At 58.7% G+C, this 23,786-nt stretch carries 22 protein-coding genes and 3 pseudogenes; 16 read left to right on the forward strand and 9 right to left on the reverse strand.

Annotation, left to right across the window (positions count from 1 at the left end):
- Nucleotides 1-61 precede the first annotated feature (61 nt).
- Both AABM54_RS17465 and AABM54_RS17470 read left to right on the forward strand, forming a co-directional pair.
- Nucleotides 62-619 carry an exonuclease domain-containing protein gene (locus AABM54_RS17465; RefSeq protein WP_347901249.1) on the forward strand — a complete coding sequence of 186 codons (558 nt, stop codon included), beginning with the start codon at nt 62-64 and terminating at the stop codon, nt 617-619.
- Between the two features lie 53 nt (nt 620-672).
- Nucleotides 673-957, forward strand: a complete 285-nt coding sequence (locus tag AABM54_RS17470; protein ID WP_007940055.1) for a pyrimidine/purine nucleoside phosphorylase — start codon at nt 673-675, stop codon at nt 955-957.
- Between the two features lie 71 nt (nt 958-1,028).
- Here AABM54_RS17470 and AABM54_RS17475 read toward each other — a convergent pair whose 3' ends face one another.
- Both AABM54_RS17475 and AABM54_RS17480 read right to left on the reverse strand, forming a co-directional pair.
- The gene (locus tag AABM54_RS17475; RefSeq protein WP_347901250.1) at nt 1,029-1,835 is read right to left on the reverse strand and encodes an MOSC domain-containing protein; all 807 of its coding nucleotides are present in this window, start codon (nt 1,833-1,835) and stop codon (nt 1,029-1,031) included.
- A gap of 102 nt (nt 1,836-1,937) precedes the next feature.
- Nucleotides 1,938-2,873, reverse strand: a complete 936-nt coding sequence (locus tag AABM54_RS17480) for a chemotaxis protein CheV (protein ID WP_347901251.1) — start codon at nt 2,871-2,873, stop codon at nt 1,938-1,940.
- A gap of 571 nt (nt 2,874-3,444) precedes the next feature.
- On the opposite strand from AABM54_RS17480, the gene AABM54_RS17485 reads away from it, so the two are divergent.
- The 3 genes and pseudogenes from AABM54_RS17485 to AABM54_RS17495 all read left to right on the forward strand — a co-directional run bounded on the left by AABM54_RS17485 (nt 3,445) and on the right by AABM54_RS17495 (nt 5,957).
- The gene (locus tag AABM54_RS17485) at nt 3,445-3,915 is read left to right on the forward strand and encodes a hypothetical protein (protein ID WP_347901253.1); all 471 of its coding nucleotides are present in this window, start codon (nt 3,445-3,447) and stop codon (nt 3,913-3,915) included.
- A gap of 491 nt (nt 3,916-4,406) precedes the next feature.
- Entirely contained in the window at nt 4,407-5,300 is an 894-nt protein-coding gene (locus tag AABM54_RS17490) for a sensor histidine kinase (protein ID WP_347906237.1), read from the forward strand.
- Nucleotides 5,297-5,957, forward strand: a pseudogene (locus AABM54_RS17495) (response regulator). Before AABM54_RS17490 ends, AABM54_RS17495 begins: the two are co-directional and overlap by 4 nt.
- On the opposite strand, the gene yegS reads toward AABM54_RS17495, so the two are convergent.
- Nucleotides 5,941-6,858 carry a lipid kinase YegS gene (gene yegS / locus AABM54_RS17500; RefSeq protein WP_347901254.1) on the reverse strand — a complete coding sequence of 306 codons (918 nt, stop codon included), beginning with the start codon at nt 6,856-6,858 and terminating at the stop codon, nt 5,941-5,943. The pseudogene AABM54_RS17495 and the gene yegS sit on opposite strands and share 17 nt — an antisense overlap.
- A gap of 336 nt (nt 6,859-7,194) precedes the next feature.
- Here yegS and AABM54_RS17505 point away from each other — a divergent pair, with 336 nt between their 5' ends.
- Nucleotides 7,195-7,503, forward strand: coding sequence for a hypothetical protein (locus AABM54_RS17505; RefSeq protein WP_347901255.1), 309 nt, complete (start codon nt 7,195-7,197; stop codon nt 7,501-7,503).
- Nucleotides 7,504-7,566: 63 nt separating this feature from the next.
- Here the strand turns inward: AABM54_RS17505 and glp are convergent, their stop codons facing one another.
- Together glp and moaB are read right to left on the reverse strand one after the other, a co-directional pair.
- A complete protein-coding gene (gene glp / locus AABM54_RS17510) occupies nt 7,567-8,754 on the reverse strand; it encodes a gephyrin-like molybdotransferase Glp (RefSeq protein WP_347901256.1) in 1,188 nt (395 codons plus the stop codon).
- Nucleotides 8,755-8,776: 22 nt separating this feature from the next.
- Nucleotides 8,777-9,316, reverse strand: a complete 540-nt coding sequence (moaB, locus tag AABM54_RS17515; protein ID WP_347901257.1) for a molybdenum cofactor biosynthesis protein B — start codon at nt 9,314-9,316, stop codon at nt 8,777-8,779.
- An 81-nt stretch (nt 9,317-9,397) separates the two neighbouring features.
- Between moaB and mobA the strand changes: the two genes are divergently transcribed.
- Both mobA and AABM54_RS17525 read left to right on the forward strand, forming a co-directional pair.
- A complete protein-coding gene (gene mobA, locus AABM54_RS17520; RefSeq protein ID WP_347901258.1) occupies nt 9,398-10,000 on the forward strand; it encodes a molybdenum cofactor guanylyltransferase MobA in 603 nt (200 codons plus the stop codon).
- Between the two features lie 77 nt (nt 10,001-10,077).
- Nucleotides 10,078-10,299 carry a YgdI/YgdR family lipoprotein gene (locus AABM54_RS17525; RefSeq protein ID WP_347901259.1) on the forward strand — a complete coding sequence of 74 codons (222 nt, stop codon included), beginning with the start codon at nt 10,078-10,080 and terminating at the stop codon, nt 10,297-10,299.
- A gap of 50 nt (nt 10,300-10,349) precedes the next feature.
- Here the strand turns inward: AABM54_RS17525 and AABM54_RS17530 are convergent.
- The 3 genes and pseudogenes from AABM54_RS17530 to AABM54_RS17540 all read right to left on the reverse strand — a co-directional run bounded on the left by AABM54_RS17530 (nt 10,350) and on the right by AABM54_RS17540 (nt 12,126).
- Nucleotides 10,350-11,241: pseudogene (locus AABM54_RS17530) on the reverse strand (pseudouridine synthase).
- 77 nt (nt 11,242-11,318) lie between these two features.
- Nucleotides 11,319-11,639 (reverse strand): transcriptional regulator, encoded by a 321-nt coding sequence (locus tag AABM54_RS17535; protein ID WP_347901260.1) that lies wholly within the window; start codon nt 11,637-11,639, stop codon nt 11,319-11,321.
- Nucleotides 11,640-11,889: 250 nt separating this feature from the next.
- Nucleotides 11,890-12,126: a glutaredoxin family protein gene (locus AABM54_RS17540; protein WP_347901261.1), complete on the reverse strand. Its 237-nt coding sequence runs from the start codon at nt 12,124-12,126 to the stop codon at nt 11,890-11,892.
- A gap of 212 nt (nt 12,127-12,338) precedes the next feature.
- Here AABM54_RS17540 and AABM54_RS17545 point away from each other — a divergent pair.
- Nucleotides 12,339-14,299 (forward strand): annotated as a pseudogene (locus AABM54_RS17545) (cation:proton antiporter).
- Between the two features lie 58 nt (nt 14,300-14,357).
- Here AABM54_RS17545 and AABM54_RS17550 read toward each other — a convergent pair.
- Nucleotides 14,358-15,566: an ammonium transporter gene (locus AABM54_RS17550; protein ID WP_347901262.1), complete on the reverse strand. Its 1,209-nt coding sequence runs from the start codon at nt 15,564-15,566 to the stop codon at nt 14,358-14,360.
- Nucleotides 15,567-15,889: 323 nt separating this feature from the next.
- Between AABM54_RS17550 and AABM54_RS17555 the strand changes: the two genes are divergently transcribed.
- The 7 genes from AABM54_RS17555 to AABM54_RS17585 all read left to right on the forward strand — a co-directional run bounded on the left by AABM54_RS17555 (nt 15,890) and on the right by AABM54_RS17585 (nt 23,684).
- Nucleotides 15,890-16,204: a YqjD family protein gene (locus tag AABM54_RS17555; protein ID WP_347901263.1), complete on the forward strand. Its 315-nt coding sequence runs from the start codon at nt 15,890-15,892 to the stop codon at nt 16,202-16,204.
- 1 nt (nt 16,205) lies between these two features.
- Complete coding sequence (locus AABM54_RS17560; RefSeq protein WP_347901265.1) at nt 16,206-16,589, forward strand: phage holin family protein; 384 nt, start codon at nt 16,206-16,208, stop codon at nt 16,587-16,589.
- Nucleotides 16,586-16,930 carry a hypothetical protein gene (locus AABM54_RS17565; RefSeq protein WP_347901266.1) on the forward strand — a complete coding sequence of 115 codons (345 nt, stop codon included), beginning with the start codon at nt 16,586-16,588 and terminating at the stop codon, nt 16,928-16,930. Before AABM54_RS17560 ends, AABM54_RS17565 begins: the two co-directional genes overlap by 4 nt.
- Nucleotides 16,931-17,152: 222 nt before the next feature.
- Nucleotides 17,153-18,481 (forward strand): deoxyguanosinetriphosphate triphosphohydrolase, encoded by a 1,329-nt coding sequence (locus AABM54_RS17570; protein WP_347901267.1) that lies wholly within the window; start codon nt 17,153-17,155, stop codon nt 18,479-18,481.
- A gap of 250 nt (nt 18,482-18,731) precedes the next feature.
- A complete protein-coding gene (locus AABM54_RS17575; protein ID WP_347901268.1) occupies nt 18,732-19,145 on the forward strand; it encodes a response regulator in 414 nt (137 codons plus the stop codon).
- 262 nt (nt 19,146-19,407) lie between these two features.
- The gene (locus AABM54_RS17580; protein ID WP_347901269.1) at nt 19,408-20,034 is read left to right on the forward strand and encodes a response regulator transcription factor; all 627 of its coding nucleotides are present in this window, start codon (nt 19,408-19,410) and stop codon (nt 20,032-20,034) included.
- An 8-nt stretch (nt 20,035-20,042) separates the two neighbouring features.
- Nucleotides 20,043-23,684, forward strand: coding sequence for a transporter substrate-binding domain-containing protein (locus tag AABM54_RS17585; protein ID WP_347901270.1), 3,642 nt, complete (start codon nt 20,043-20,045; stop codon nt 23,682-23,684).
- The last annotated feature ends 102 nt before the right edge of the window (nt 23,685-23,786 follow it).

A 23,786-nucleotide genomic window follows, 5' to 3' on the forward strand; every position in this document is an offset into this window, starting at 1 on the left:
CGGATTCGCCGGGTTTGGCTACGCTCAGCCTCATTGAGAGGTGCAAATCAGGAAAGCGGCGATGCCCCACTGGCTGGTAATTGATCTGGAAGCCACAACCGATGAAGGCGGCTGGCCAGTGGCCGAGATGGAAATCATCGAAATCGGCGCCACACTGGTCAACCGTGAAGGCCGCGAGCAGGACCACTTTCAGCGCTTCGTTCGCCCCCTGCGACGACCGCTGTTGACACCGTTTTGCCGAGAACTGACGCGCATCACCCAGGCCAGCATCGACACGGCCCAGCCGTTGACCGACGTCTGGGCGTCGTTCGAGCGCTGGCTCGCGCAACATCAGCCACGCCTTGAAGGCTGGGCCAGTTGGGGAGATTACGACCGCAAGCAACTGGAACAGGAATGGCAACGCCATGCCCTGCACAGTGCCTTGAACCACGTCCCGCACATGAACCTCAAGCAACGATTCGCCAAGGCCCGCAGGCTAGAGCGGCCGCTGGGGCTCAATGGCGCGCTGCAATTGGCCGGCATGCAATTCAACGGTCAGCAGCACCGGGCTCTTGAAGATGCCCGTAATACAGCGCGCCTGTTGCCGCTGATTCTTCCGGTTCACAGAGGTGACGACTGAAAGCCCCTTGTGCATACTGGCCGGCCTTTTTAGCCCATTTCGAGGAATCGCCCATGTTTAAAGTCAACGAGTACTTCGACGGCACCGTCAAATCGATTGCCTTCGGCACCGCTGAAGGTCCGGCCACGATTGGTGTCATGGCACCGGGCGAATACGAATTCGGCACCAGCCAGCGTGAAATCATGCACGTGGTCTCCGGCGCCCTGACCGTCAAACTGCCTGACAGCAGCGACTGGGAAACCTTCGCCGCCGGCAGCCAGTTCAATGTGCCTGCCAACAGCAAGTTCCAGCTCAAGGTTGCCGTCGATACCGCTTACCTGTGCGAATACCGCGGCTAAGGGTTTCACCGATGCAAAAAAATGCCCGTGTCCATGGACACGGGCATTTTTCGTTCAGGCATACGCCTGGTTCATTCGAGAATCGTCACCGGCATGCCGACTTCGAGGCGGCCATTGCTGTCGTTCACCAGGTTCTGGCCAAACATCGCGCCATCCTCTTGCGCCCGGTACTGCTGCAACGTGGCCAGGGGTTCGCGGTCTTCACTGCGCTCGCCAGTCTGCGGGTCGATGGTGGTCAGGATACAGCGTGAGCAGGGTTTGACGACACGGAACTCGACATCGCCAATCCGCACCCGCTTCCAGCCATCCTCGGCAAACGCGGTGCTGCCTTCAATGACCAGATTGGGCCGAAACCGCAACATTTCCAACGGCCGACCCACTCGCTGCGACAAGTCCTCAAGGGACGCCTGACCGATCAGCAACAATGGAAAACCGTCGGCAAACGCCACTTTATCGTCGTCTTTGCCATAACCGGCCTGAGTGGTTCGGGCCAGCGCCTCGGGCACTTGCACCAGACGCGTCGGTTTGCCAATGAACTGGCTGACCCACGCCCCTGCCGCGTCACCCGCGTCGGGTACGCGCAAGGTGTCACGCCAGATGGTCACGCCGCGCAGTTGCGCATCGGCGGCGGGCAACGCCACGTCAATCGGCCCGTGGCCCGGCGCGCTGAGCGTCAGGCCGCCTGCGGCGTTCCACAGCGCCGACAACTGACTCATCTGCGCCACCGCACGTTGCGTCAGGAAACGCCCGCTGGCCTCATCCACCAGCATCCAGCGTCGATCCCCGTCCAGCCCCAACCGGTCAAGATTGACCTGCTGCAAGGTTTCACCCTTGCCCGACTTCAACGGGTATCGATACAGCGCACTCAGACGCAACATGGCCAGCTCCCTGGTGGGCAAAAAACGCCACGATATACGAGCCGGCCGACGAATCAAAGAAGCACCTGATGGGCAAGTCTGATACCGGCCTCAGGCGTCCCGTCAGGCCGGGACTTCGTCGAGCATCAAACGCTGGCGCACCACATCGACCAGTTTGTCCGGCTGGAATTTGGAGAGGAAGTTGTCGCAGCCGACCTTCTTCACCATCGAGTCGTTGAAGCTGCCGGACAGCGAAGTGTGCAGCACCACGTAGAGTCCGCGCAGGCGTGGGTCGTTGCGAATTTCGGTGGTCAGGCGATAGCCGTCCATTTCCGGCATTTCCGCGTCGGTGAAGATCATCAGCAGCTTGTCGGTCATGACCACGCCGGTATCGGCCCAGGCCTTGAGCATGTTCAGCGCTTTCAGACCGTCGCTGGCGATGTGCATTTTCACCCCGAGCTGACCCAGGGTGTCGCGCAGTTGGGACAGGGCCACATTGGAGTCGTCCACCAGCAGCACTTCGCGACCACGGGCGCGTTCCAGCACCGGATCGTCGAGTTTGTCGCGGGACACCTTGGCGTTGTACGGAACGATCTCGGCCAGGACCTTCTCGACGTCGATGATTTCCACCAGTTGATCGTCGACCTTGCTGATGGCCGTCAGGTAATGCTGGCGACCGGCGCTGGTCGGTGGCGGCAGAATCGCTTCCCAGTTCATGTTGACGATGCGGTCGACACCGCCCACCAGAAACGCCTGCACCGACCGGTTGTACTCGGTCACGATGATGGTGCTGGTAGGGCTGGGCACCAGCGGACGCATGCCGATGGCCTGGGACAGGTCGATCACCGGCAAGGTCTGGCCGCGCAGGTTCACCACGCCGCACACGAACGGGTGACGCTGCGGCATCAGGGTCAACTTTGGCAGTTGCAGGACTTCCTGCACCTTGAAGACGTTGATCGCGAACAGCTGCCGTCCCGCCAGGCGAAACATGAGAATTTCCAGGCGATTCTCACCCACCAGCTGCGTGCGTTGATCTACCGTGTCGAGAATGCCGGCCATTAATGACTCCTGGGCTTGTTCTGATGAATTCACTAATAGAAGTTATCGGCGGTGATCGCCGGACCTTGACCCTCATACAAAATGCCACGCAAAGGCATTGATGTCACATTAACATCATGGTTTACTGGCCACGTCATTTCATCAGCTGCATCCCCTCGTTGCGCGACCTCTGTCGCAGCACAAGGTTCCTCTGTGTAAGGGATTCCCCTACCCACAATCAGGTCCAACCTGATGTTCGCAATATCCAATAGCCATTAATGTGACGCCATTCTCATTGCATGAATGGAGTCAGGCTTTTGTTTGTACTCGCAGGATCGTGGCCAGGCGCCTTCCCAAGCCTACCAGCCTCCGCAATTCAAGCCTTGCGGCTGGCCATTCACGGCTTGCTCGATACAGGCTGCGCACACTCGCTCGCCACTTCCGGCCCTGCGCGCACTGCAAACAAACTGCATCACGCCTCTTTGACCCTCGCGAACTCCCGCGAAACCATCCGGTCAACCCTCGGCGCTGCCTCAGGGTCACTCGCCACACGCGACATTCCCTCACCCGACATGACGTTGCGGAGAAAAGCATGCTGAAAGACGGTAATGACTGGCAGCACAGACTTCCCGGGTTCCTGCTCGAGGCCGAAACATTACTGGCCAAATCCGAAGAGTGCCTGTGTCATCTGCAACTCATCAGCAACGACAAGGACGCCGTCGATTGCCTGCTGAGTACGTTACTCAAGCTTGCCAGCAAGGCAGATGCACTGGCATTGCGGGCCGTATCCGAATTCTCGCGGCATATTCATGGCCTGCTGAGCCATGCGCCGCCCCAGATGGACCTGCATGAAGAGGCACTGGGTGCCTTGAAGGACTGCTTCACACTGATGGCCTGGCAACTTGAGCTGATTGACCCAAACACAGGCCAACTGAGCCTGGACGAAAGCGAGCAAACCTCGCTGATCGAAGCCTTTGCTTCTCAGGTCGGGCTGAACCAGCCCCGGTTGCCGTCCCCCTCGCGATCATTCACCCGGCATAGCTTTTCACTGCGACAAGCCTGAGTTGTGCAACTCGACAGCCAAGATCGAATGCGATCTCAGGACAATGGGCCTTGCGTTGAACCGGTCGTAATTGAATACCTCATATCCAATAGCGACAGCTTTGAATTAACTGGTAACTAATAATTTCCCCTCAGTATCCGGCAAATTATGCATTGCAAAAACAGGGACATTTTCCAAAAACACTTTGCTCATGATGACGATAAACATAGAAACCGAAAAACTGGAACCCGCGTCCAAACTGCTACTCATTTCCTGACTCTTAGGACATATATACCGAGCGCGACCAACGGTATCTTAAGTGGTAGTATGCCGCCTGTTAGTTGATGCACTTAGTGGCACCGTGATTTCAGATTGCACATCCCAAGCATTCGATTCCGGTAAAAATCTGCACGTGACTCAGGCCAACTATTCAAATCACCGTTTTCCAGACAGAGACCTGTCAGTTGCCAGACCGGTCTACCCGCAGCGAACACCCATTGGCTCCATCCGCTATGTACGCCAGCCTCAAGTCCTTCGCCACCTGGCCACCCTCCCGAAAAAAAGCACGTCAGTTCACGCTGTTGCTGTGCACCCTTTCGGCACTCGGTTGCTTGCTGGCCTATTGCATGACCCGCCAATTACCATTGGTGCTTGTGCTGGTGAATCTGGCGGCAATGATCTGCGTCTGGATTCAATATTTACGCTCGGGTAAATCCATCAAGTTCCAGCCTCAGGAACTGGCCGATCGCTTGCTTGAAGTCCAGGAGAACGAACGTCATCGCCTCAGCCGCGAGCTGCACGACGACATCGGTCAACTGCTGACCGCCGCCAAACTTCAAAGCGAATGGCTGAAACGACGCCTGCCCGACGACTTGCAGGGCCAGTGTTCCGTTCTGTGCGAAATCCTCGAAGAAACACTCACCAAAGTTCGCGATGTGTCGGCCATTCTCAATCCCCGACAGTTGGCGAGCCTGGGGCTTGAAGCCAGTTTGCGCGCGCACATGCTCAAGACGCTGGCCAATACGCCAGTGCACTGGAGCCTGGAATGCAAGCAGCGGCTGGCCGGGATTCCCGAAGAGATGGCCGTGGCGGCATTTCGTATCACGCAAGAAGCCATCACCAACATCCTTCGCCATGCCCAGGCTCAAAACCTGCTGGTCCAACTCCAGCGCCTGCCTCAAGGGTTGACGTTGTTCATCAGCGACGACGGCCAGGGGTTTTTCCCGGCGGCCAATCCCGGCCAGGAAGGTCAGCGGGGCATGGCAGGTATGTCAGAACGGATCGATCAACTGGGCGGGACCTTGACCGTGACCAGCGAACCCGGCAAAGGTACACAAATCGAAGCACTCTTCCCCTGGGCGCCCCGGGCTCGCGAACGAGCCAGTACGAATAAGGTTTTACATTGACTTGTAATTTGCTTCTGGTGGATGACCACTCCCTCATCAGGGCTGGCGTACGTGCGCTGGTCATGGACATTCCAGGCTATGCCGTGATCGGTGAGGCCAATGACGGCTCCCAACTGCTAGGCATGGTCGAAGCGCTCAGCCCGGACATTGTGCTGCTGGATATTTCCATGAAGGAAACCAGCGGCCTGCAGGCGCTGGAAAAACTCAAAGCCGTCCACCCGCAGAGCAAGGTGCTGATCTTGTCGATGCATACGGACCCGGCGCTGATCATGCAGGCCCTCGAGTCCGGCGCTCATGGCTATCTGCTCAAGGACACCACGGCCACCGAGCTTGAACACGCGCTCGAAGCCTTGCGCAACAATGAGCGTTACCTGAGCCCGGCCATTGCCCACACGGTGATCAACCAGGCGTTGACCCGCACTCAGAAAAACCAGCCGGAACAAGCAGACACCCACAACCTGACAGCCCGTCAGCTGGAAATACTGCGCCTGATCGTACGCGGCAAATCCACGCGGGAAATTGCCAACGGCCTGGGCTTGAGCATCAAGACCGTTGAAACCCATCGTTCACAGATCATGAAGCGCTTGCAGATCTACGACGTCGCGGGGCCTGGTGTTGTTTGCCGTGCGCGAACAGATCATCAGCCTGGATGACTGAGTTTCATCGAGCCTCTCAGCAAGGGTGAGTCCCCCGGAAGGTGCACCCGCAGCGCCGCCGGGCGGATGGAGAAACGCAAGTTTTCACCTTGCATCGGCTCGCCATCCAGGTTGATGTACAGACCTTCCGACACCTTGATTTCAACCCACGGCAGGCGCGCTCGCACAAACATATTGTCGATGCCCCAACCATCGGCCAACAGGTCCCTCAACGTCCCTGCCAGCTCCTGCGGCGCGGGCAAAATGCTGATGTCCAGCAAGCCGTCATCCGCCAGGGCCTGCGGGCACAATACGTGCCCTCCTCCAGCTTGCCGACCATTGCCAATACCCAGCGCGAGCAGTTCACCACGCCAATGAAAGTCCGGCCCCTGCAACTCGCCATACGCGGCGTGCAGTTCGTTGAAACGTGACAACCCGGTAAACAGGTACGCCGCACCGCCGAGCACTTTCTTCAAGTCTTCGCTGGTGTTGGCCGTCACCTGGCTACCAAACCCGCCCGTGGCCATGTTCAAGAACATATGGCCGTCAACTTCCCCAAGATCAATCGCATGAGCCGCAGTGTCCAGCAGCTCTAACGCCTCTGCCACCATCAGCGGTATGCCTGCGGCACGGGAAAAGTCGTTGGCCGTGCCCAACGGTAACAGCACCAGACTGGCCTCGGTGGCGTGCTGCGCCATGGCCTCGGCGACGTCACGCAACGTGCCGTCGCCACCTCCGGCAATCAGTTGCGTATAACCCGCCGCCAGCGCTTCACCCACCAGGCGCCGGGCATCGCCCGCCTCCCATGTCAGTCGAACCGCCAACTCCCAACCTTGCTCACGCCGACTCTCGACAGCCGCCCGGACGTCTTCGTTGAGTGCTTGCTTGCCGTGCAAAATCAACAGTGCCTTGCGCTCGCTCATGGTGTCACTCCATCCAATTGAATGCCTGTGGGGTATGTGACCTCACACCCACCGGAAAGAGCCAAACAGAGGAGAACTCATTAGCAACAAGCACCACTCAGCCAGGGGCCATAGATCCTACAAGCGATTTGCGCACGGCTACTTTTCTTACAAATGAAGACGAATCCCCTCAATTGACGGGCATGGGTGATTCGTAGACCTTTGTGAACGCGGTCACCACACACACCACAAGGAAGTGCAAACCCATGTATGGAAACACCTGGACGGCCTCAGCACGAACGATCAGCACCGGGGCGCCATTGTCCACCACCTTCAAAAATCGAAGCGGTGTGCATCATGCCCAGCCCTGAGTTCAAGCTGTCATCCGCCCTACCCGCGCGACTGGTTCGCGATGACGCCCCTCATCAGGCTGAACGTACCCCACGGGAAAAGCCCTGTGGGGCACCAGGTATCGAGCATCGCATCTCGGAACTGGAAACCCACCTCAAGCACCTGCGAAGCGACATGGATGAAGTGTGCAGTGACCTCAAGTCCATCAAACACAGGAACGCCTACTCAACAGGCGCGGCGGTGGTGATCATCGGGGTGGCTGGCTGGATCGCCAACAGTCGGTTCGACCAACTGGTGCAGCTACTGACTCGCTGAATACAATCGGCGAACGCGCAAGCCCGACGGTAACGCCGGGCCTGGCACATCCGTGAACGGGCCCTAACCCAGGACCTCGCTCAACGGAATGAAGTTCACCGGGTCACCCTCGCTCAGCGTGCGCTCCTCCATCACCTCAACCAGCCCCTCGGCCCAAGCGGCGCTGCGCAGCACGCCTGAACTCTGGTTCTTGTAGATAACTGCCCGCCCCTGATCCAGACGCCCACGCAAGTACTCCCGGCGATTGCCCGCCTTGGACCAGACAAATCCCGCAGGCACCTGGAATTTCAGCGGCTCGACGTCTTTCACACCTTGGCGCCGCAGCAGATAAGGGCGCGCCAGCAACGCGAACGTCACCAGCGTCGACGCAGGATTGCCCGGCAAACCGATCACCGGCATACCGCGAAAATGCCCAAACGTCAGCGGTTTTCCGGGTTTGATGGCCAGTTTCCAGAGCGCAAGCTCACCTTCTTCACGCAAGGCGATACCGAGAAAATCCGCCTCACCGACCGATACTCCGCCCGAGGACAGGATCAGATCCACATCCCCCAGGGCTGCGAGACGGCTACGCGTCGTCGGTAAATCATCCGGCAGGATTCCCGCATCAATGACTTCGCACCCCAGACGCTGTAACCAGCTGCACAGCAGGACCCGATTGCTGTTGTAGATTTGGCCCGGGCCCAGCGCCTGACCCGGCTCGATCAACTCGTCGCCAGTCGACAGCACCGCCACCCGCACCCTGCGCACCACCGTCAGGTCTGCGCAGCCAAGAGACGCCGCCAACCCTTGTTCTATGGGCCCCAGGCGCGTACCGGCCGGCAATACCGTCTCACCGATGGTCGTTTCCTGGCCTTGAGGGCGTATATTCTGCCCAGCGCGCATCACTTGGGTGAAACGCACTCGCTGATCGGCCTGCAAATCCGCGTTTTCTTGCATTTCGACACAGTCGGCACCCGCAGGCACCGGGGCGCCAGTGAAGATCCTGGCGCAGGTGCCAGGCACCAGCGGCTCGGGCGCTTGCCCGGCGAAGATTTTCTGACTGACCACTAACGGCTCACCGGTCCAGTCAGCCACGCACAGCGCATAACCGTCCATCGCACTGTTGGGCCAGGGGGGTAGATCCAGGGTTGATACCAGGTCCTCGGCCAGTACGCGACCGGCTGTCGCAGCCAGCGGCAAGCGTTCGCGCTCGACAATCGGCGTGGCCTCGGCCAGTTCCAGCAGCCGTTGCAGGGCTACCTCAACCGGCATCAGCCCACCCGATTTTCCTGGCTTACCCGCGGGATTCACAAGGTGCCGCCTGTTTCAGATGGGCCACGAAATTGCACGGGCGATGCCGTGAGTCCAGTTGTTCGGCCAGAATCCCGTCCCAACCGGTGCGTACGGCATTGGTCGAACCCGGCAGGCAGCAGACCAGCGTGCCATTGGCCAACCCGGCCAAGGCCCTGGATTGCACGGTGGAGGTCCCGATATCCGCGACTGAAATCTGCCTGAACAACTCGCCAAAACCATCGACCTGTTTGTCCAGCAGGCAACTGACCGCTTCAGGTGTGCTGTCCCTGCCGGTAAACCCTGTGCCACCTGTAATCAACACAACCTGCACGATATCATCGGCAATCCAGGTCGCGACTTGCGCACGGATTTTGTAGAGATCATCTTTAAGCAGCACCCGAGCTGCCAGGTTATGGCCAGCAGCGCTCAAGCGGTCAACGAACACCTGCCCCGAGGTATCGGTTTCCAGCGTGCGCGTGTCGCTGACCGTCAGAACCGCAATGTTGAGCGGTGCGAAAGGTACATCAGCCTTGGCTTTCATAGGCTCGTCCAGTTGTAGGGGAAACAGCCCGGTGTTATATCACAGCGCCCCCTTTTTTAGCCGCCCTCCGGGAGAAGCCCAATGACCTGTGACACCGTTCTTGCACCGTGCTCCATTCTGCTTCTGGCTGGCGGGCGCGGCCAACGCATGGGCGGTCAGGATAAAGGCCTGCTGGAGTGGCAAGGCCAGCCGCTGATTGCACACCTGCATCGGCTGACTCGCGGCTTGACCAACGACCTGATCATCTCCTGCAACCGCAATCCGGAACGCTATGCGCCCTATGCCGACCAGTTGGTCCACGATGATGACGGTGACTTCCCGGGCCCTTTGGCCGGTATCCGCGCTGGCCTGGCAGCCGCCCGGCATGGGCATCTGCTGGTACTCCCCTGCGACGTGCCACGCATAGATGCCGATCTGCTCAGCGCCATGCGCGAGACCGCTGACCGGCAACCGGAAAAACCCCTGATGCTGCGTCACGGCGAACACTGGGAGCCTTTGCTCTGTGTCATCCCTGTTGCACTGGCCAGTGCCTTTGAGAAAGCCTGGGCCGAGGGCGAGCGCAGCCCTGGGCGGGTCATGCGAAACCTTGGAGCTAGTGCCCTGCAATGCCCCGAAAATGATCCCCGACTGGCCAATCTGAACACCCCGGAGCTGTTACACCTGCATAACAGCGTGTCAGATTGACACTAGCCAAGGAACTTGCACGCGATGTATACGTCTCAAGGTCAGTAACCAAAAGTAATCATTTTCGGAGACACACCATGACTCAACGGACCCTCGCCACTTTCATGCTTGCCCTGGGCCTCGCCACCCTCGCCGGTTGCGCTTCGCCAACGGTGATCACTCTGAATGACGGTCGCGAAATCCAGTCTGTCGACACCCCAAAATTCGATTCCGAGTCGGGTTTCTATGAATTCGAACAGTTGGATGGCAAGCAAACCCGCATCAACAAAGATCAGGTTCGCACCGTTAAAGATATGTAAGCCTGGGCTACACACATAAAGCCCGCCTCGTGCGGGCTTTATCGTTTACATCACCACTGCAAAGTGATTTCACTCTCGAATTCGCGTTCCTGCCCGGTGACCGGGTCAACAAAACGCAGACCCTGAGCCAGTAGTTTCAGGGGATTGGCGTAATCATCCTCGGCATCCTTCACAACCTCGGGATAAAACGGGTCATTGCAGATACTCGCTCCCAATGCCGTCATGTGCACCCGCAACTGATGCTTCTTCCCGGTCACGGGGTACAACCCGTAGCGCCACAAGTCGCCGCTCTTCTCCCTGACCTCGACAGCCGTCTCGGTATTGCTGACACCAGGACCTTCCTGCATGCGAAAAAACGGTTCGCCATCGATCAATCGGCTTTTGTGCACCAGAGGAAAGGACAACTGCGGCAAGGCGCGGGCGATGGCTTCATAGCGCTTTTCGATTTGTCGGGTCGGGAACAGTGACTGATAGGCCCGAACGGCTTTGCGGGTTGGCGGAGAACAACACAAGCCCTGCCGTGTGCCGGTCAATACGGTGCAAAGGCACCAGATGCGGGTTGTCCAGGCGCCGGATCAGGCGACGCAGTAACGTCTGCTCCACGTACTCACCGGCAGGTGTGACGGGCAGAAAATGGGGTTTGTCCGCCACCACCAGATGCTCATCGGCGTACAGGATCGTCTCGAGCACGGGAATGGCTTTTTCGTCGGGCACTTCACGAAAGTAGTGAATGCGCAGCCCTTCCTTGTAAGGCAGATCAACCGCTATGGCATGGCCTTGACCATCAAGAACGCGTCCCCTGGCGATACGGTCCAGCCATTGCGCACGGCTGATGGCACTGAAGTGTGCGCACAGGCAATCGAGCACGGTCGACCACGCCCCGGGCGGTAGGTAAAGCGTACTGGCCTGGTTCTGTGCGGCAGAAAAAGGGGAAGAAGACATTCGAAAACTCTGACGAAAAAAGCAGGCCCGCATTATCCCGCATGGGGCGAAGTGAACCTAGGAGAGATTCTCCCGAGTCATGCCGTCACCAATGCCCGTTGCGAGGCCGCCTCGGTAAATTCCTTCAGCCAGCGCAGCACATCGACAGCCTCCCAGCGGCCCGGATCATAAAGCGCGTAGAGCAAGCCCTGATAACCCACCACGTCCAGTTGCCGGTGATAGCCTGCGCGCTGGAACAACGCTTCGATTTCGGCAAAGCAGGTATTGAAATGCACTTTGTTGAAGGGCGTTTTCCCCTCCGTGACCAGACCATCGAGACGTAATTCGAGGACCGCCTCACGCACCACCTCGATAGACATCCGGTTCACACTATTTTTCAGTTGTTCGACATTGACCATGCTGCATCCCTCTCGTTTTATCGTCCGTTTGATGCCTTTCAGCTGTACCCGCCTTGTCCGACGTCCAGATCGCCTCGACTCACGCCCATTGTCGGCATGAGTAAAGCAGATGGACATCCAGCCCTGAAAAGCAGCCCTCCGTTCAGGGCCAGGCAAACGCACGCAATCGCTGTATATGCGTACAGTAAACGAATAATCGAAATCACGCCAACGCAGAACGAGGGAAACACGACGGGCGGGACGGCAGCCCTCAGCGCAAGAACGCCACGACCTGCTCGGTATCGAACGGCCAGCCCAGCTCCGCCCCGGTATCGACACGGCGCAAGACCGGAATGCGCAGGCCATAGGCCTCAAACATAGCTTCACTGTCCGCAATGTCGACCAGTTCCACCAACAAACCATGCTCGACCAGCGGCATGACTTCCGCTTCGGCAAGTTCACAGAGGTGGCAACCAAGGGTGCCGAACAATTGGCATTCAGGAGGCATGACAATCAAACCAGTAAAGAGAGGGTGATTATTCTAGGCCCGTCATGAAAAGCCGTCGAGCCAAAGGCCCTGAGGCCCTGGGCAAAGGACGATTCCAACCCGATACGCAAAACCCTGACGTACATCATTCTGCACCCGAGCCATTTGAGCGATGCTCGCGGCTTTTTTTGCCTCTACGCTTGCGTGTCTCAAACCCCGAAATGGAGTGTTCCGTGTTTGCCAATCTGTTGATCATCCTTGCCTCATCCCTGGTGGTGATTGCGCTGTTTCGGCGCCTCAAGTTACCCCCTGTGCTGGGCTACCTGTGTGTCGGCCTGCTGGTGGGGCCGACCGCGTTCGATTGGGTGAACGACAGCGAAGGCTTGCCGGACCTCGCCGAACTGGGCGTGGTGTTCCTGCTGTTTTCACTGGGCCTGGAATTCTCCCTGTCGAAGATGCTCGCGTTACGCCGTGTCGTGTTCGGTCTCGGCAGCCTGCAAGTGCTGTGCTCCAGTGTGTTGCTGGGCGGCCTGCTGATGGCGTTTGGCATGCCGATCACAGCAGCGTTGCTGCTCGGGGCGGGGTTGGCGTTGTCGTCCACGGCGATTGTCAGCAAGGAGTTGACCAGCCTTGGCGAGATTTTCAGCAGCCACGGTCAGAACGCGATTGGCGTGTTGCTGTTCCAGGACGTCATTGCCGTGTTGCTGCTGACCCTGGTGCCGGTGTTCGCCGGTAACAGCGACCAGGGCCCTGGTACTGGGCATTGCCGATTACCCTGGCCAAAACCCTGGTGCTGTTCGCCGGTTTGCTGCTGGCCAGTCGCTGGTTGTTGCCGCGACTGTTCCATGAAGTCGCCGCCTCCCACTCCGCCGAGTTGTTTGTCCTGCTGGCGCTGGTGATTGTCCTGCTGACCGCGTGGCTGACCCACCTGCTCGGGCTCTCCCCTGCCCTCGGCGCGTTCCTGGCGGGCATGTTGTTGGGAGAAAGCCATTACCGGCATCAGATCGAAGCCGATATCCGCCCGTTTCGCGACATTCTGCTCGGGCTGTTCTTCGTCAGCATCGGCATGTTGATCGACCTGCAATTGTTTGCCAGCCACGGCCTGCTGATCCTCGGCCTGACGCTGACACTGCTGCTGATCAAGGGCTGCGTGGTGGCGGCGCTGGTCAAATGGCGGGGCAGCGATGGCGAAACCGCCTGGCGCAGCGGCCTCGCACTGGCCCAGGGCGGGGAATTCTGCTTCGCGCTGATGGCCCAGATGCAGCAGAGCCAGTTGATGCCCACCGAATTGAGCGGCCTGCTGCTGGCCGCAACGTTCTGCTCGATGCTGGTGACGCCGTTGTTGCTGCGCGCTGCGCCACGCATTGCCGCCCACCTGCATCGCAAACCCAACGAAGAGGCGAAACTCGACGAAATCACTGCACAAAATGCCGAGTTGCAGGGGCATGTGGTGATCTGTGGCTATGGCCGGGTGGGTCAGTCCATCGGGCGTTTTCTGCGCCGCGAAGCACAAGGTTTCATTGCGCTGGACGACGACCCGGTGCGGGTCCAGGAGGCGGCCGCGGGCGAAAGCTGCGTGCACTATGGTGATTCCCGGCGCGGTGAACTGCTCGCGGCCGTGGGCCTTGAGCGCGCGCGGCTGCTGGTCATCGCCGTGGACAAGACCGACATCGCCATGATCGTGCTCAAGGAGGCGCGGCGGATCAATCCCCACGTGCCGATTCTGGTGCGCACCCGCGACGACAGCCAATTGGCCGAACTCAAAGCGGCCGGGGCCAATGAAGTGGTGCCCGAGTTGCTGGAGTCGAGCCTGATGCTCGCCTCCCATGCGCTGATCATGCTTGGCCTGCCTGAACCGCAGGTTCAGGAGCGCGTCAACGAAGTCCGGCACAATCGCTATCGCCTGCTGCATGGTTTTTATCACGGAGCTCAAGCCAATTTGCTGGACAACCGGGGGCAGCCAAAAGTGCTGATGCACGCCGTCAACCTGGCGGCAGACGCCCATGCTTGTGGCCTGCACCTCAGTGAGCTGGGACTGGAACAACTGGGTGGCGACGTCCAGTCGATTCAACGCAACGGCACCGACCTGCCGATGGACAAGCCCGGCCTGTTGCAAGTCGGCGACAAGGTACTGATGTCCGGCACCCTGTCCGCCATCGAGGCCTGCGAGGCACGGCTGCTGGCCGGGCAATAACCCCATCGCGACCGCCGGCCCCATGGCGATATCTCTTGGGGGCTGCGGTCGCCGATCATCAATCCTGACTGACCGCTCCGATCTTGTGAATGGACAAGTCGGCACCGTAATACTCCTCTTCCTGGCTCAGCCGCAGGCCATGGAGGTGCTTGATCGCGCCATACACCCCGAATCCGCCAGCCAGGGCCACGACGACACCCAGCGCCGTGCCAATCAACTGGCTGATCAGGCTGACGCCACCGAGCCCGCCCAATGCACTCTGGCCGAAAATCCCGCAGGCAATTCCGCCCCACACACCGCAAATGCCGTGCAACGGCCAGACACCCAGCACGTCGTCGATCTTCCATTGGCTCTGGGCGGCAATAAAACACCACACGAACAAGGCACCGGCAATCGCCCCCGTCACCAGCGCGCCGACCGGATGCATCAGATCGGAACCCGCGCAGATCGCCACCAACCCGGCCAGCGGCCCGTTATGCAGAAAACCCGGATCGTTGCGACCGACAATCAACGCCGCCACCGTGCCACCCACCATCGCCATCAACGAGTTGACCGCCACCAATCCGCTGACGCCTTGCAGCGTTTGCGCGCTCATCACGTTGAAGCCGAACCAGCCGACGATCAGGATCCATGAACCCAGCGCCAGAAACGGAATGCTCGAAGGCGCGAACGCCACCAGCCGCCCCTCGCGATAACGACCATTGCGCGGGCCGAGCAACAGCACCGCCGCCAACGCCAGCCAACCGCCCATGGCATGCACCACCACAGAACCCGCAAAATCATGGAACCCGGCGCCAAAACGCGCTTGCAGCCAGGCTTGCAAGCCGAAGTTGCCGTTCCAGATCATGCCTTCGAAAAACGGGTAGATGAACGCCACGATCAACACCGTTGCGCACAACTGAGGCACAAAGCGGGCGCGCTCGGCGATGCCACCGGAAATGATGGCCGGAATGGCCGCGGCAAAGGTCAGCAGGAAGAAGAACTTGACCAGCCCATAACCATGGTCCGCGCTGATGACCGCCGCCGGTTGCAGAAAGCTCACCCCATAGGAAATCCAATAGCCTATAAAGAAATAGGCCAGGGTCGAAACAGCGAAGTCGCTGAGGATTTTCGACAAGGCGTTGACCTGATTTTTTTGTCGGACGGTTCCCACCTCCAGAAAGGCAAAACCGGCATGCATGGCCAACACCATGACGGCACCGATGAGGATGAACAGGGTGTTGGAACCATGAACCAGTGTGTCCACAGCACTTTGCAAATTTTCCATGGAGAGGGCAGCCCTTATGGCAATAAAAAGCACCAAAGCAGTTCGCAGGCCTTATGGGCGCACCAGCTTGGCGCCCGCCGCATCAACGGCATGCCTGTCGATGAACCGCTTTGGCGCAGAACCCGTTGCGAGGCAAATAACCGCACGCAGAATTCCGCAGGTTTGAGGGTTTTGGGTTAAGGTTTCGCGCTACACGCCCGACTTCAGCGCAACCACATTCACTGGCGCACCACGGCGTAGCAAAAGCTGTACCAGTCATTTCCACTGAACCTTCGCGCAAGGCTCATACTCGAACGTTTCACCCAGCCAATACGGAGATCACCATGGCCAGCAAAACGGCAAAGACTGCTCAAGAAATCCTGATGGAAGATTTTCAGACACTGGTCAGTGACACCGAACGGCTGTTGGAACACACCGCCACACTGGCGGGTGATCAGGCCGATGAACTGCGCAGCCAGATCCACGAAAGCCTGGTGCGTGCCCGCGAAACCCTGCAACTGACCGAAGACTCCTTGCGTGAACGCGGCAAGGCGGCCGTCACCGCCACCGAAGACTATGTACAGGCCAATCCTTGGCAGTCTGTCGGGATCGCGGCCGGTGTCGGCTTCCTGATCGGCCTGCTGGCGACGCGGCGCTGATATGGCAATCGGTGAATCCGGAACCGGCGGCTCAAGCGAATCGGCGCGGCGCCTGGGTGCTGCGTTCCTGGGCTTGCTGCACAGCCATGTGGAATTGTTCGGCATCGAGCTGCAAGAACAAAAGGCCCGCACCGTAAGCCTGCTGCTGTTTGCAGGCCTGGCGCTGGTGTTTGCCCTGCTGTTGCTGGTGGGTTTGTCGGCACTGGTGTTGATTCTGCTGTGGGACACCTATCGACTGACGGGCATTATCGGCTTGTGCGTCTTCTATGCCCTGGCCGCGTTGTTCTGCGCCCTGCGCTTGAAAGCGGCGATCTTCGATGAGTCATCGCCCTTCCATGGCACCCTGGAAGAGCTGGCCAACGATCGGGAGCGCCTGCTGCCATGAACCTGCCCGAGATCCCCCAAAACAGCTCCCGACGGGACATGCGCAAGGCTCTGATTCGCTTGCGCATGGAGATGCACCGTCAGGAAATCCGTCATGAATCCCGGCAATTGCTGCAACCGCTGGAACGCCTGCGCGGCCTTGGCCAAAGTTGGCAGGAAGGTTTCGGCATCAAGCACGCTCCGCTCTGGGGTGTCGCCGCAGTGACCTTGCTGGGTTTTCTCACCGGCAAGGGCACCAAGGGTGGCGGCATCAGCGGTCTTGCTCGCCTGATTCGCCTGGGCACCAGCCTGTTGCCGCTGATCAAACTGGCGATGCAAGGTGCGTCACGCAAAAAAGACTAGCCGACGTCGGTCTGGCTACAGGCTTGCGAAACCCCAAGGTACGAACCTCTTTGATCGAGGGGTTCGCTCCTGTCCGCCACCCTCAACCCGTATTGCCTGACGGTCGGGCAGTTGAACCTGCTGCCGATCGATATTGATGCGCCAGGGTCGTGGTGAAGCTTGCAGCCGGTGGCGCGAACCGGGAAGCTAGGGCATCAGTCACCTGACGGAGAGGAACCAGCCTTGGATTGGCAAACCCTGCTTACTCGCGAACGCCTTGGAAAAGCGCTGCACAGCCCACAAGAACTTGGCCGCAGCCCTTTCCACAAAGATCATGACCGCATCATTTTTTCCGGTGCCTTCCGCCGCCTGGGGCGTAAAACCCAAGTGCATCCGGTCACCAGCAACGACCATATCCACACCCGGCTGACTCACTCGCTGGAAGTCAGCTGCGTGGGCCGCTCGCTGGGCATGCGCGTGGGCGAAACCATTCGCAACGCCCTGCCCGACTGGTGCGAACCGAGCGATCTGGGCATGGTCGTGCAATCGGCCTGCCTGGCCCACGACATCGGTAACCCGCCGTTTGGCCACTCGGGTGAAGACGCCATTCGCCATTGGTTCCAGCAAGCTGCCGGGCGCGGCTGGCTGGACGGGATGAGTGATGTCGAGCGTCACGATTTTCTGAACTTCGAAGGTAACGCGCAGGGTTTCCGAGTCCTCACGCAACTGGAATATCACCAGTTCGACGGCGGCACCCGCCTGACCTACGCGACCCTCGGCACGTATTTGAAGTACCCGTGGACAGCACGCCACGCGGACTCGCTGGGTTACAAAAAGCACAAGTTCGGCTGCTATCAAAGCGAGCTGCCGCTGCTGGAGCAGATCGCTCACAAACTGGGTCTTCCCCAGCTTGAGGAACAGCGCTGGGCGCGTCATCCGCTGGTCTATCTGATGGAAGCCGCCGACGACATCTGCTACGCGCTGATCGACCTCGAAGATGGCCTGGAAATGGACCTGCTCGACTACGCCGAAGTGGAATCGTTGTTGCTCGGGCTGGTGGGCGATGACCTCCCGGAAACCTACCGCTTGCTGGGCCCAGGTGATTCGCGGCGACGCAAACTGGCGATCCTGCGGGGTAAAGCCATCGAGCATCTGACCAACGCCGCGGCCCGTGCCTTCGTCGAACAGCAGGACGCACTGCTGGCCGGAACCCTGCAAGGCGACTTGGTCGAGCATATGCACGGTCCGGCCAAGCGCTGCGTGCTGAACGCCAAGGACATTGCCCGCAAGAAAATCTTTCAGGACAAGCGCAAGACGCTGCATGAAATCGGCGCCTATACCACCCTGGAAATCCTGCTGAATGCCTTCTGCGGCGCGGCACTGGAGCAACACGGCGGTGCAACGCCATCGTTCAAGAACCGACGTATCCTGGACCTGTTGGGCAACAACGCACCCGACCCACAAGGTTCGTTACACAACTCGTTTCTACGGATGATCGACTTCATCGCCGGCATGACCGACAGCTATGCCAGTGAAATGGCGCTGGAATTGACCGGGCGCTCCAGCCGATAGCAAAAACAGACCCGCCACAGCAATGTGTTCTGCTGTGGCGGGCCGAAAAAACCTCTAGGCTTGGGGCTGTTTAACGCTTGGAGAATCCCCCTACATCCCTCACAGAGCAGACTGATCGCCAGCACTGCAATCACACGAAATAATCCAGGGCTGGACACCCGCGCTCGTTAACAGCATGTGGGTACAACGTCGTTAAACCAACACCTGCTTTTACTTTCCGTGGAGGCGAGCGTTTTGCATGGAAGGCCCTATGCTCGAACACGATCTACGCATTTTATTGGTGGAGGACCACCCTTTCCAGTTGATAGCCACGCAATACCTGCTTGAGAGCTTTGGGTTCGGCCAACTGACAACCACAAACAATGCTGAAAACGCGCTGCAGCTGATGATTCAGGCGCGGCGACCTTTCGATATTTTATTGTGTGATCAATGCCTGCCTGATCTACGCGGCCTTGAGTTGATCGGGCTCGCCGCCCAGCGCGGGCTCATCAAGCAAGCCATTATATTGAGTAGCCTGACAACGGTCGAACTGGACACTTTGAAAGTGGCTGCAAGCAAACTTCGATTACCCCTACTGGGTTATCTGGCCAAGCCCCTGAAACAACCGGAACTTAAAAACCTGTTGACCACTTATCAAAAAGCCACTCTCCAGACGGACCAGTAGCACGCATACAACAAAATATTTTAAACAGTCACCCACCTAGAAACCCCAACGACAAACAAACAGAAAAACATAAACTTCCCACCCGAAAATTACGCCCCCAACCCACTAACTTTCTTTACACAAACCTGATTCAAACGTAATCCACTGCCTTTTTAATTGTAGGAACAATCCTATATTGCAGCTATCGCCCGGTCAGTCCATGCCCACCTCACTTAACTGAGCTAAGGTGCGCGCTTTATTTGCGCTCGTATGGGATTTGATTATGAACTCAGTTTTTATTGTCGACGATCACCCCGTCATCCGCCTGGCAGTCCGCATGTTGTTAGAGCATGAAGGGTATAAAGTTGTTGGCGAAACCGATAACGGGGTCGATGCAATGCAGATGGTCCGTGAATGCATGCCCGACCTGATCATCCTCGACATCAGCATTCCCAAACTGGACGGCCTGGAAGTTCTCGCCCGTTTCAACGCCATGAACGTCCCGCTCAAAACACTGGTATTAACCGCTCAGTGCCCGACACTGTTTGGTATTCGCTGCATGCAGTCCGGCGCCTCGGGGTATGTCTGCAAACAGGAAGACCTCAGCGAGTTGATCAGCGCCATTAAAGCCGTACTGTCTGGTTACAACTATTTCCCGAGCGAAGCATTGAACCCGGTACGCGGTGACGATGAACGCTCTATTGAACTGGACCTGTTCAAGTCGGTCAATGACCGAGAACTGATGGTACTGCAACTATTTGCCCAGGGCCGCACCAATAAGGAAATTGCCAAAGGCATGTTTCTGAGCAACAAGACCGTGAGCACCTACAAAAAAAGACTCATGCAGAAACTCAAGGCCCAATCCCTGGTAGAACTTATCGAGATGGCCAAACGCAACGCGCTAGTGTGAGAGACAGGATGCCCAGGCGTTTAAAGGACTATCTGATTATTTTGAGCGCAGGTTTATGCCTGAGCACCGCCCTGAACGCAGCAGAATCCGGAATCGAGAACTACTCCCTGCTTAGCCGTTCCGCCCCAGGCCCCATGGACACTCACCTGGACCCGAGTCAGCAACAATGGGTGGATACCCAACAGGTGTTGAAACTGGGCACCTCCGCCCCCGACTATCCACCGTTCGACTTGACCCTCAGCGGTCGGGACTACGAAGGGTTGACCGCTGATTACGCAGGCATCCTCGCGCGAATGGTCGGCCTGCCGATCAAGGTCCAGCGCTTTGCGAACCGTGATGCAGCCATTCAGGCGCTGGAAAACGGCGATGTGGACCTGCTGGGGACCGCCAACGGTTTTGAAGCACGCAACCCGCACATTCTGCTTTCCACGCCTTATGCGGTAGACCAGCCGGTTCTGGTCACGCGTGAAGGAGAAACCCGGTCCCTGAGCGACGGGCTCGCGGGGCTGCGCCTGAGCATGGTGTATCACTACTTGCCGCTGGATGAAGTCAAGACGCTTTACCCCAAGGCAATCATCACGTCCTACCCGTCCTATCAAAACGCGCTCAACGCGGTGGCCTTCGATCAGGCCGATGTGTTCCTCGGCGATACCATTTCCACCCACTACATGATCAACAAGGGTTACCTGAACAACGTGCGCATGGCCAACTTTGGCAAGCATGAAGCCTACGGATTCAGCTTCGCGGTCAACAAGAACAACCCGCAGTTGCTGGACATCATCAATGCCACCCTGAAACGGGTGACCAGCCTCGAAAAGGAAAAGATTGCCAAGCGCTGGAGTGCCGGCAGCGACATCCTGCTCACCGATCACAAACTGCAATTGAGCACGCGCGAAGAACGCTGGCTGGCACAACACCCCGTGGTACGCGTGATCGTCAACGAAGCCTATGCACCACTGACATTTTTCGATGCCGATGACAACTTCCGAGGCATTACTGCCGATTTGCTGGAGCTGATCCGTCTGCGCACGGGCTTGCGCTTCGAGATCCAGCGCAGCCGCAGCGACAGCAAGATGATTGATCAGGTAACGCAACACCAGGCCGATATCATCGCCGCGATGCTGCCCAGTACGGAGCGTGAAGCTCAACTGAACTTCAGTCGCCCCTACCTTGAGAACTCCTACGTCCTGCTGACGCGCAAATCCCCGGCCAGCGCGACCAGCCTTGAACAGCTTAAGGACCAACGCCTCGCGATAGCCCAAGGCAATCCGCTGGTGCCGTTCTTGCGCACCGAGTTTCCAGGGATTCGCCTGATTGAAACCGCCGATACATTCAGTGCGGTGGAACTCCTGGCCCAAGGCGAAGCAGAAGGGGCGGTCAACTCACTGGTGATCGCCAACTACTTCACGGCCTCTCAAGTGTTCCGGGACAAGTTGCAGATCAGCGCGACCATCGGCACCCGCCAGGCCGCGTTTTCCCTGGCCACCTCCCGCAGTGCCACGGAGTTGAACTCGATCCTCGACAAGGCGCTGTTAAGCATTGCGCCGGACGAACTGGGCATTATCAATAGCCGCTGGCGAGGCTACAGCGCCGTTTCCGACAGCCCGTGGCGCAACTACCGCCGCCTGATTTACCAGATCGTGATCGGCGCGACGCTCATATTGGCGGTGTTGCTGAGCTGGAACACCTACATGCGTCGGCAGATCAAGCAGCGCCAGATGGCCGAACGTGCGCTGAACGATCAGTTCGAATTCATGCGTGCGCTGGTCAATGGCACCCCTCACCCCATTTACGTGCGAAACCGTGCGGGGTTGCTGCAAAGCTGCAACGACAGCTACCTGCAAGCCTTCTCGGCCAAACGCGAAGAAGTCATTGGCAAGACTGTCGTGCAAGGCGCCATGAACAATGCATCCGAGGCCCTGGATTATCAGGCCGATTATCAACGCGTGATGGCAGAAGGTACGCCACTGATTGTGGATCGGCCGCTGCACATTGCCGGCAAGGCACTGACGATCTACCACTGGATCCTCCCCTACCGGGACTCCACCGGCGAGGTGCAAGGCATCATCGGCGGGTGGATCGATATCAGCGAACGACGACGACTGTTCGATGACCTGCGAACGGCCAAGGAACGGGCCGACGATGCCAACCGCGCCAAGAGTACGTTCCTGGCCACCATGAGCCATGAAATCCGCACGCCCATGAACGCGGTGATCGGCATGCTTGAGCTGTCGCTCATCGGTGCCGACCAGGGGCTTCTGGATCGCCCTGCCATCGAAGTCGCGTATCACTCGGCCAAGGACATGCTGGGGCTGATTGGTGACATCCTAGACATTGCCCGGATCGAGTCCGGCCACATGAGCCTGGCCCCTGAGCGCGTCAATCTGCGCGAAACCTTGCAGACCGTGGTTCGCGTCTTCGAGGGGCTGGCCCGGCAAAAAAACCTCGACCTGACGCTCGAGTTCAGCCCTGACAGCCCGCACACCGACGTACTGACGGACCCGCTGCGCTTCAAACAGATCTTCTCGAACCTGATCAGCAATGCCATCAAGTTCACCGAGCATGGCCAAATCTGCATCAAGGCCCGCCTGACCCCGATGGACGAACCCAACAAGTTGCGGATGGAAGTCCAGGTCCATGACAGCGGGGTCGGCATCAGTGAGGTGGATTTGCAACGGCTGTTCCAGCCCTTTGCGCAAGCCGACAACTCAGGGCAACTGGCCAGAAGTGGCGCAGGGCTGGGGCTGGTCATCAGCCGCAACCTGTGTGAAATGATGGGCGGCACGCTCACGCTCAGCAGCACGCCTGGGGTCGGCACTCAGGTCAACGTGTCCTTATCGATCCCCTCCCTCCCGCAGGCCCCGACCACCGGCAACGCAGAGACCACGCCGCCCGTGGCATCGGTGCGTTTGAATGTATTGATCGTCGACGATCACCCCGCCAACCGCATGCTGATGTGCCAACAACTGAGTTATCTCGGGCACCAGTTTGTCACCGCCAACCACGGCGAAGAAGGCTTGAAGGTCTGGAAAAGCAATCCGTTCGACGTGGTGCTCGCCGACTGCAACATGCCGGTCATGAATGGCTACGAACTGACCCGTGCGATCCGCGACCATGAGCAACTGGCACAACTGGCGCCCTGCACGATCATCGGGTTTACCGCCAATGCTCAACCCGAAGAGAAGACGCGGTGCAAACAGGCAGGCATGGACGATTGCCTGTTCAAACCCCTCAGCCTCGGTGCGTTGAATCAACGCCTGGAGGCCTTGGTGCCCACACCTCGCAATGCGGCCTTCAACCTGGAGGGCCTGGAGTTGTTGACAGGCGGCGACCCGCTGTTGATCCAGCGCTTGTACACGCAGTTGCTGAGCAGCAATCGGCTGGACCGCCAGGAACTGCTCGCCCTGTCCCACGCCCACGGACGCCAGGCGTTTATCGACGTTGCACACAAGATCAAGGGCGCGGCCCGAATCGCTCAGGCATCCCGGCTGATTGAAGGTTGTGAAGCCCTTGAGCGCGCGAGTCACGAAGGCTTTGCCAAGGAAGACATCGAGGCCTGTTGCCTGGAAATCGAGAGCGCCCTGCTCGAACTGGAACAGGCGCTGAGCCAATACGTGATCGATCCGCAGCTCACGACCTCGGGGGCATGACACGACCGACAGATAACATTCACATAAACCTGGCTGACACCTTCACATCAAAGGGCCATCATTGGCCAACACAAAAACAATGCGACCCCTTTGAAGGTCAAT

Source organism: Pseudomonas purpurea (assembly GCF_039908635.1).
GTDB lineage: Bacteria > Pseudomonadota > Gammaproteobacteria > Pseudomonadales > Pseudomonadaceae > Aquipseudomonas > Aquipseudomonas purpurea.

Bases quoted from the DNA above. Each gene is read 5' to 3' on its own strand.
- AABM54_RS17465 (WP_347901249.1), top strand. From the start codon at position 62: ATGCCCCACTGGCTGGTAATTGATCTGGAAGCCACAACCGATGAAGGC.
- AABM54_RS17470 (WP_007940055.1), top strand. From the start codon at position 673: ATGTTTAAAGTCAACGAGTACTTCGACGGCACCGTCAAATCGATTGCC.
- AABM54_RS17475 (WP_347901250.1), bottom strand. From the start codon at position 1,835: ATGTTGCGTCTGAGTGCGCTGTATCGATACCCGTTGAAGTCGGGCAAG.
- AABM54_RS17480 (WP_347901251.1), bottom strand. From the start codon at position 2,873: ATGGCCGGCATTCTCGACACGGTAGATCAACGCACGCAGCTGGTGGGT.
- AABM54_RS17485 (WP_347901253.1), top strand. From the start codon at position 3,445: ATGCTGAAAGACGGTAATGACTGGCAGCACAGACTTCCCGGGTTCCTG.
- AABM54_RS17490 (WP_347906237.1), top strand. From the start codon at position 4,407: ATGTACGCCAGCCTCAAGTCCTTCGCCACCTGGCCACCCTCCCGAAAA.
- yegS (WP_347901254.1), bottom strand. From the start codon at position 6,858: ATGAGCGAGCGCAAGGCACTGTTGATTTTGCACGGCAAGCAAGCACTC.
- AABM54_RS17505 (WP_347901255.1), top strand. From the start codon at position 7,195: ATGCCCAGCCCTGAGTTCAAGCTGTCATCCGCCCTACCCGCGCGACTG.
- glp (WP_347901256.1), bottom strand. From the start codon at position 8,754: ATGCCGGTTGAGGTAGCCCTGCAACGGCTGCTGGAACTGGCCGAGGCC.
- moaB (WP_347901257.1), bottom strand. From the start codon at position 9,316: ATGAAAGCCAAGGCTGATGTACCTTTCGCACCGCTCAACATTGCGGTT.
- mobA (WP_347901258.1), top strand. From the start codon at position 9,398: ATGACCTGTGACACCGTTCTTGCACCGTGCTCCATTCTGCTTCTGGCT.
- AABM54_RS17525 (WP_347901259.1), top strand. From the start codon at position 10,078: ATGACTCAACGGACCCTCGCCACTTTCATGCTTGCCCTGGGCCTCGCC.
- AABM54_RS17535 (WP_347901260.1), bottom strand. From the start codon at position 11,639: ATGGTCAATGTCGAACAACTGAAAAATAGTGTGAACCGGATGTCTATC.
- AABM54_RS17540 (WP_347901261.1), bottom strand. From the start codon at position 12,126: ATGCCTCCTGAATGCCAATTGTTCGGCACCCTTGGTTGCCACCTCTGT.
- AABM54_RS17550 (WP_347901262.1), bottom strand. From the start codon at position 15,566: ATGGAAAATTTGCAAAGTGCTGTGGACACACTGGTTCATGGTTCCAAC.
- AABM54_RS17555 (WP_347901263.1), top strand. From the start codon at position 15,890: ATGGCCAGCAAAACGGCAAAGACTGCTCAAGAAATCCTGATGGAAGAT.
- AABM54_RS17560 (WP_347901265.1), top strand. From the start codon at position 16,206: ATGGCAATCGGTGAATCCGGAACCGGCGGCTCAAGCGAATCGGCGCGG.
- AABM54_RS17565 (WP_347901266.1), top strand. From the start codon at position 16,586: ATGAACCTGCCCGAGATCCCCCAAAACAGCTCCCGACGGGACATGCGC.
- AABM54_RS17575 (WP_347901268.1), top strand. From the start codon at position 18,732: ATGCTCGAACACGATCTACGCATTTTATTGGTGGAGGACCACCCTTTC.
- AABM54_RS17580 (WP_347901269.1), top strand. From the start codon at position 19,408: ATGAACTCAGTTTTTATTGTCGACGATCACCCCGTCATCCGCCTGGCA.
- AABM54_RS17585 (WP_347901270.1), top strand. From the start codon at position 20,043: ATGCCCAGGCGTTTAAAGGACTATCTGATTATTTTGAGCGCAGGTTTA.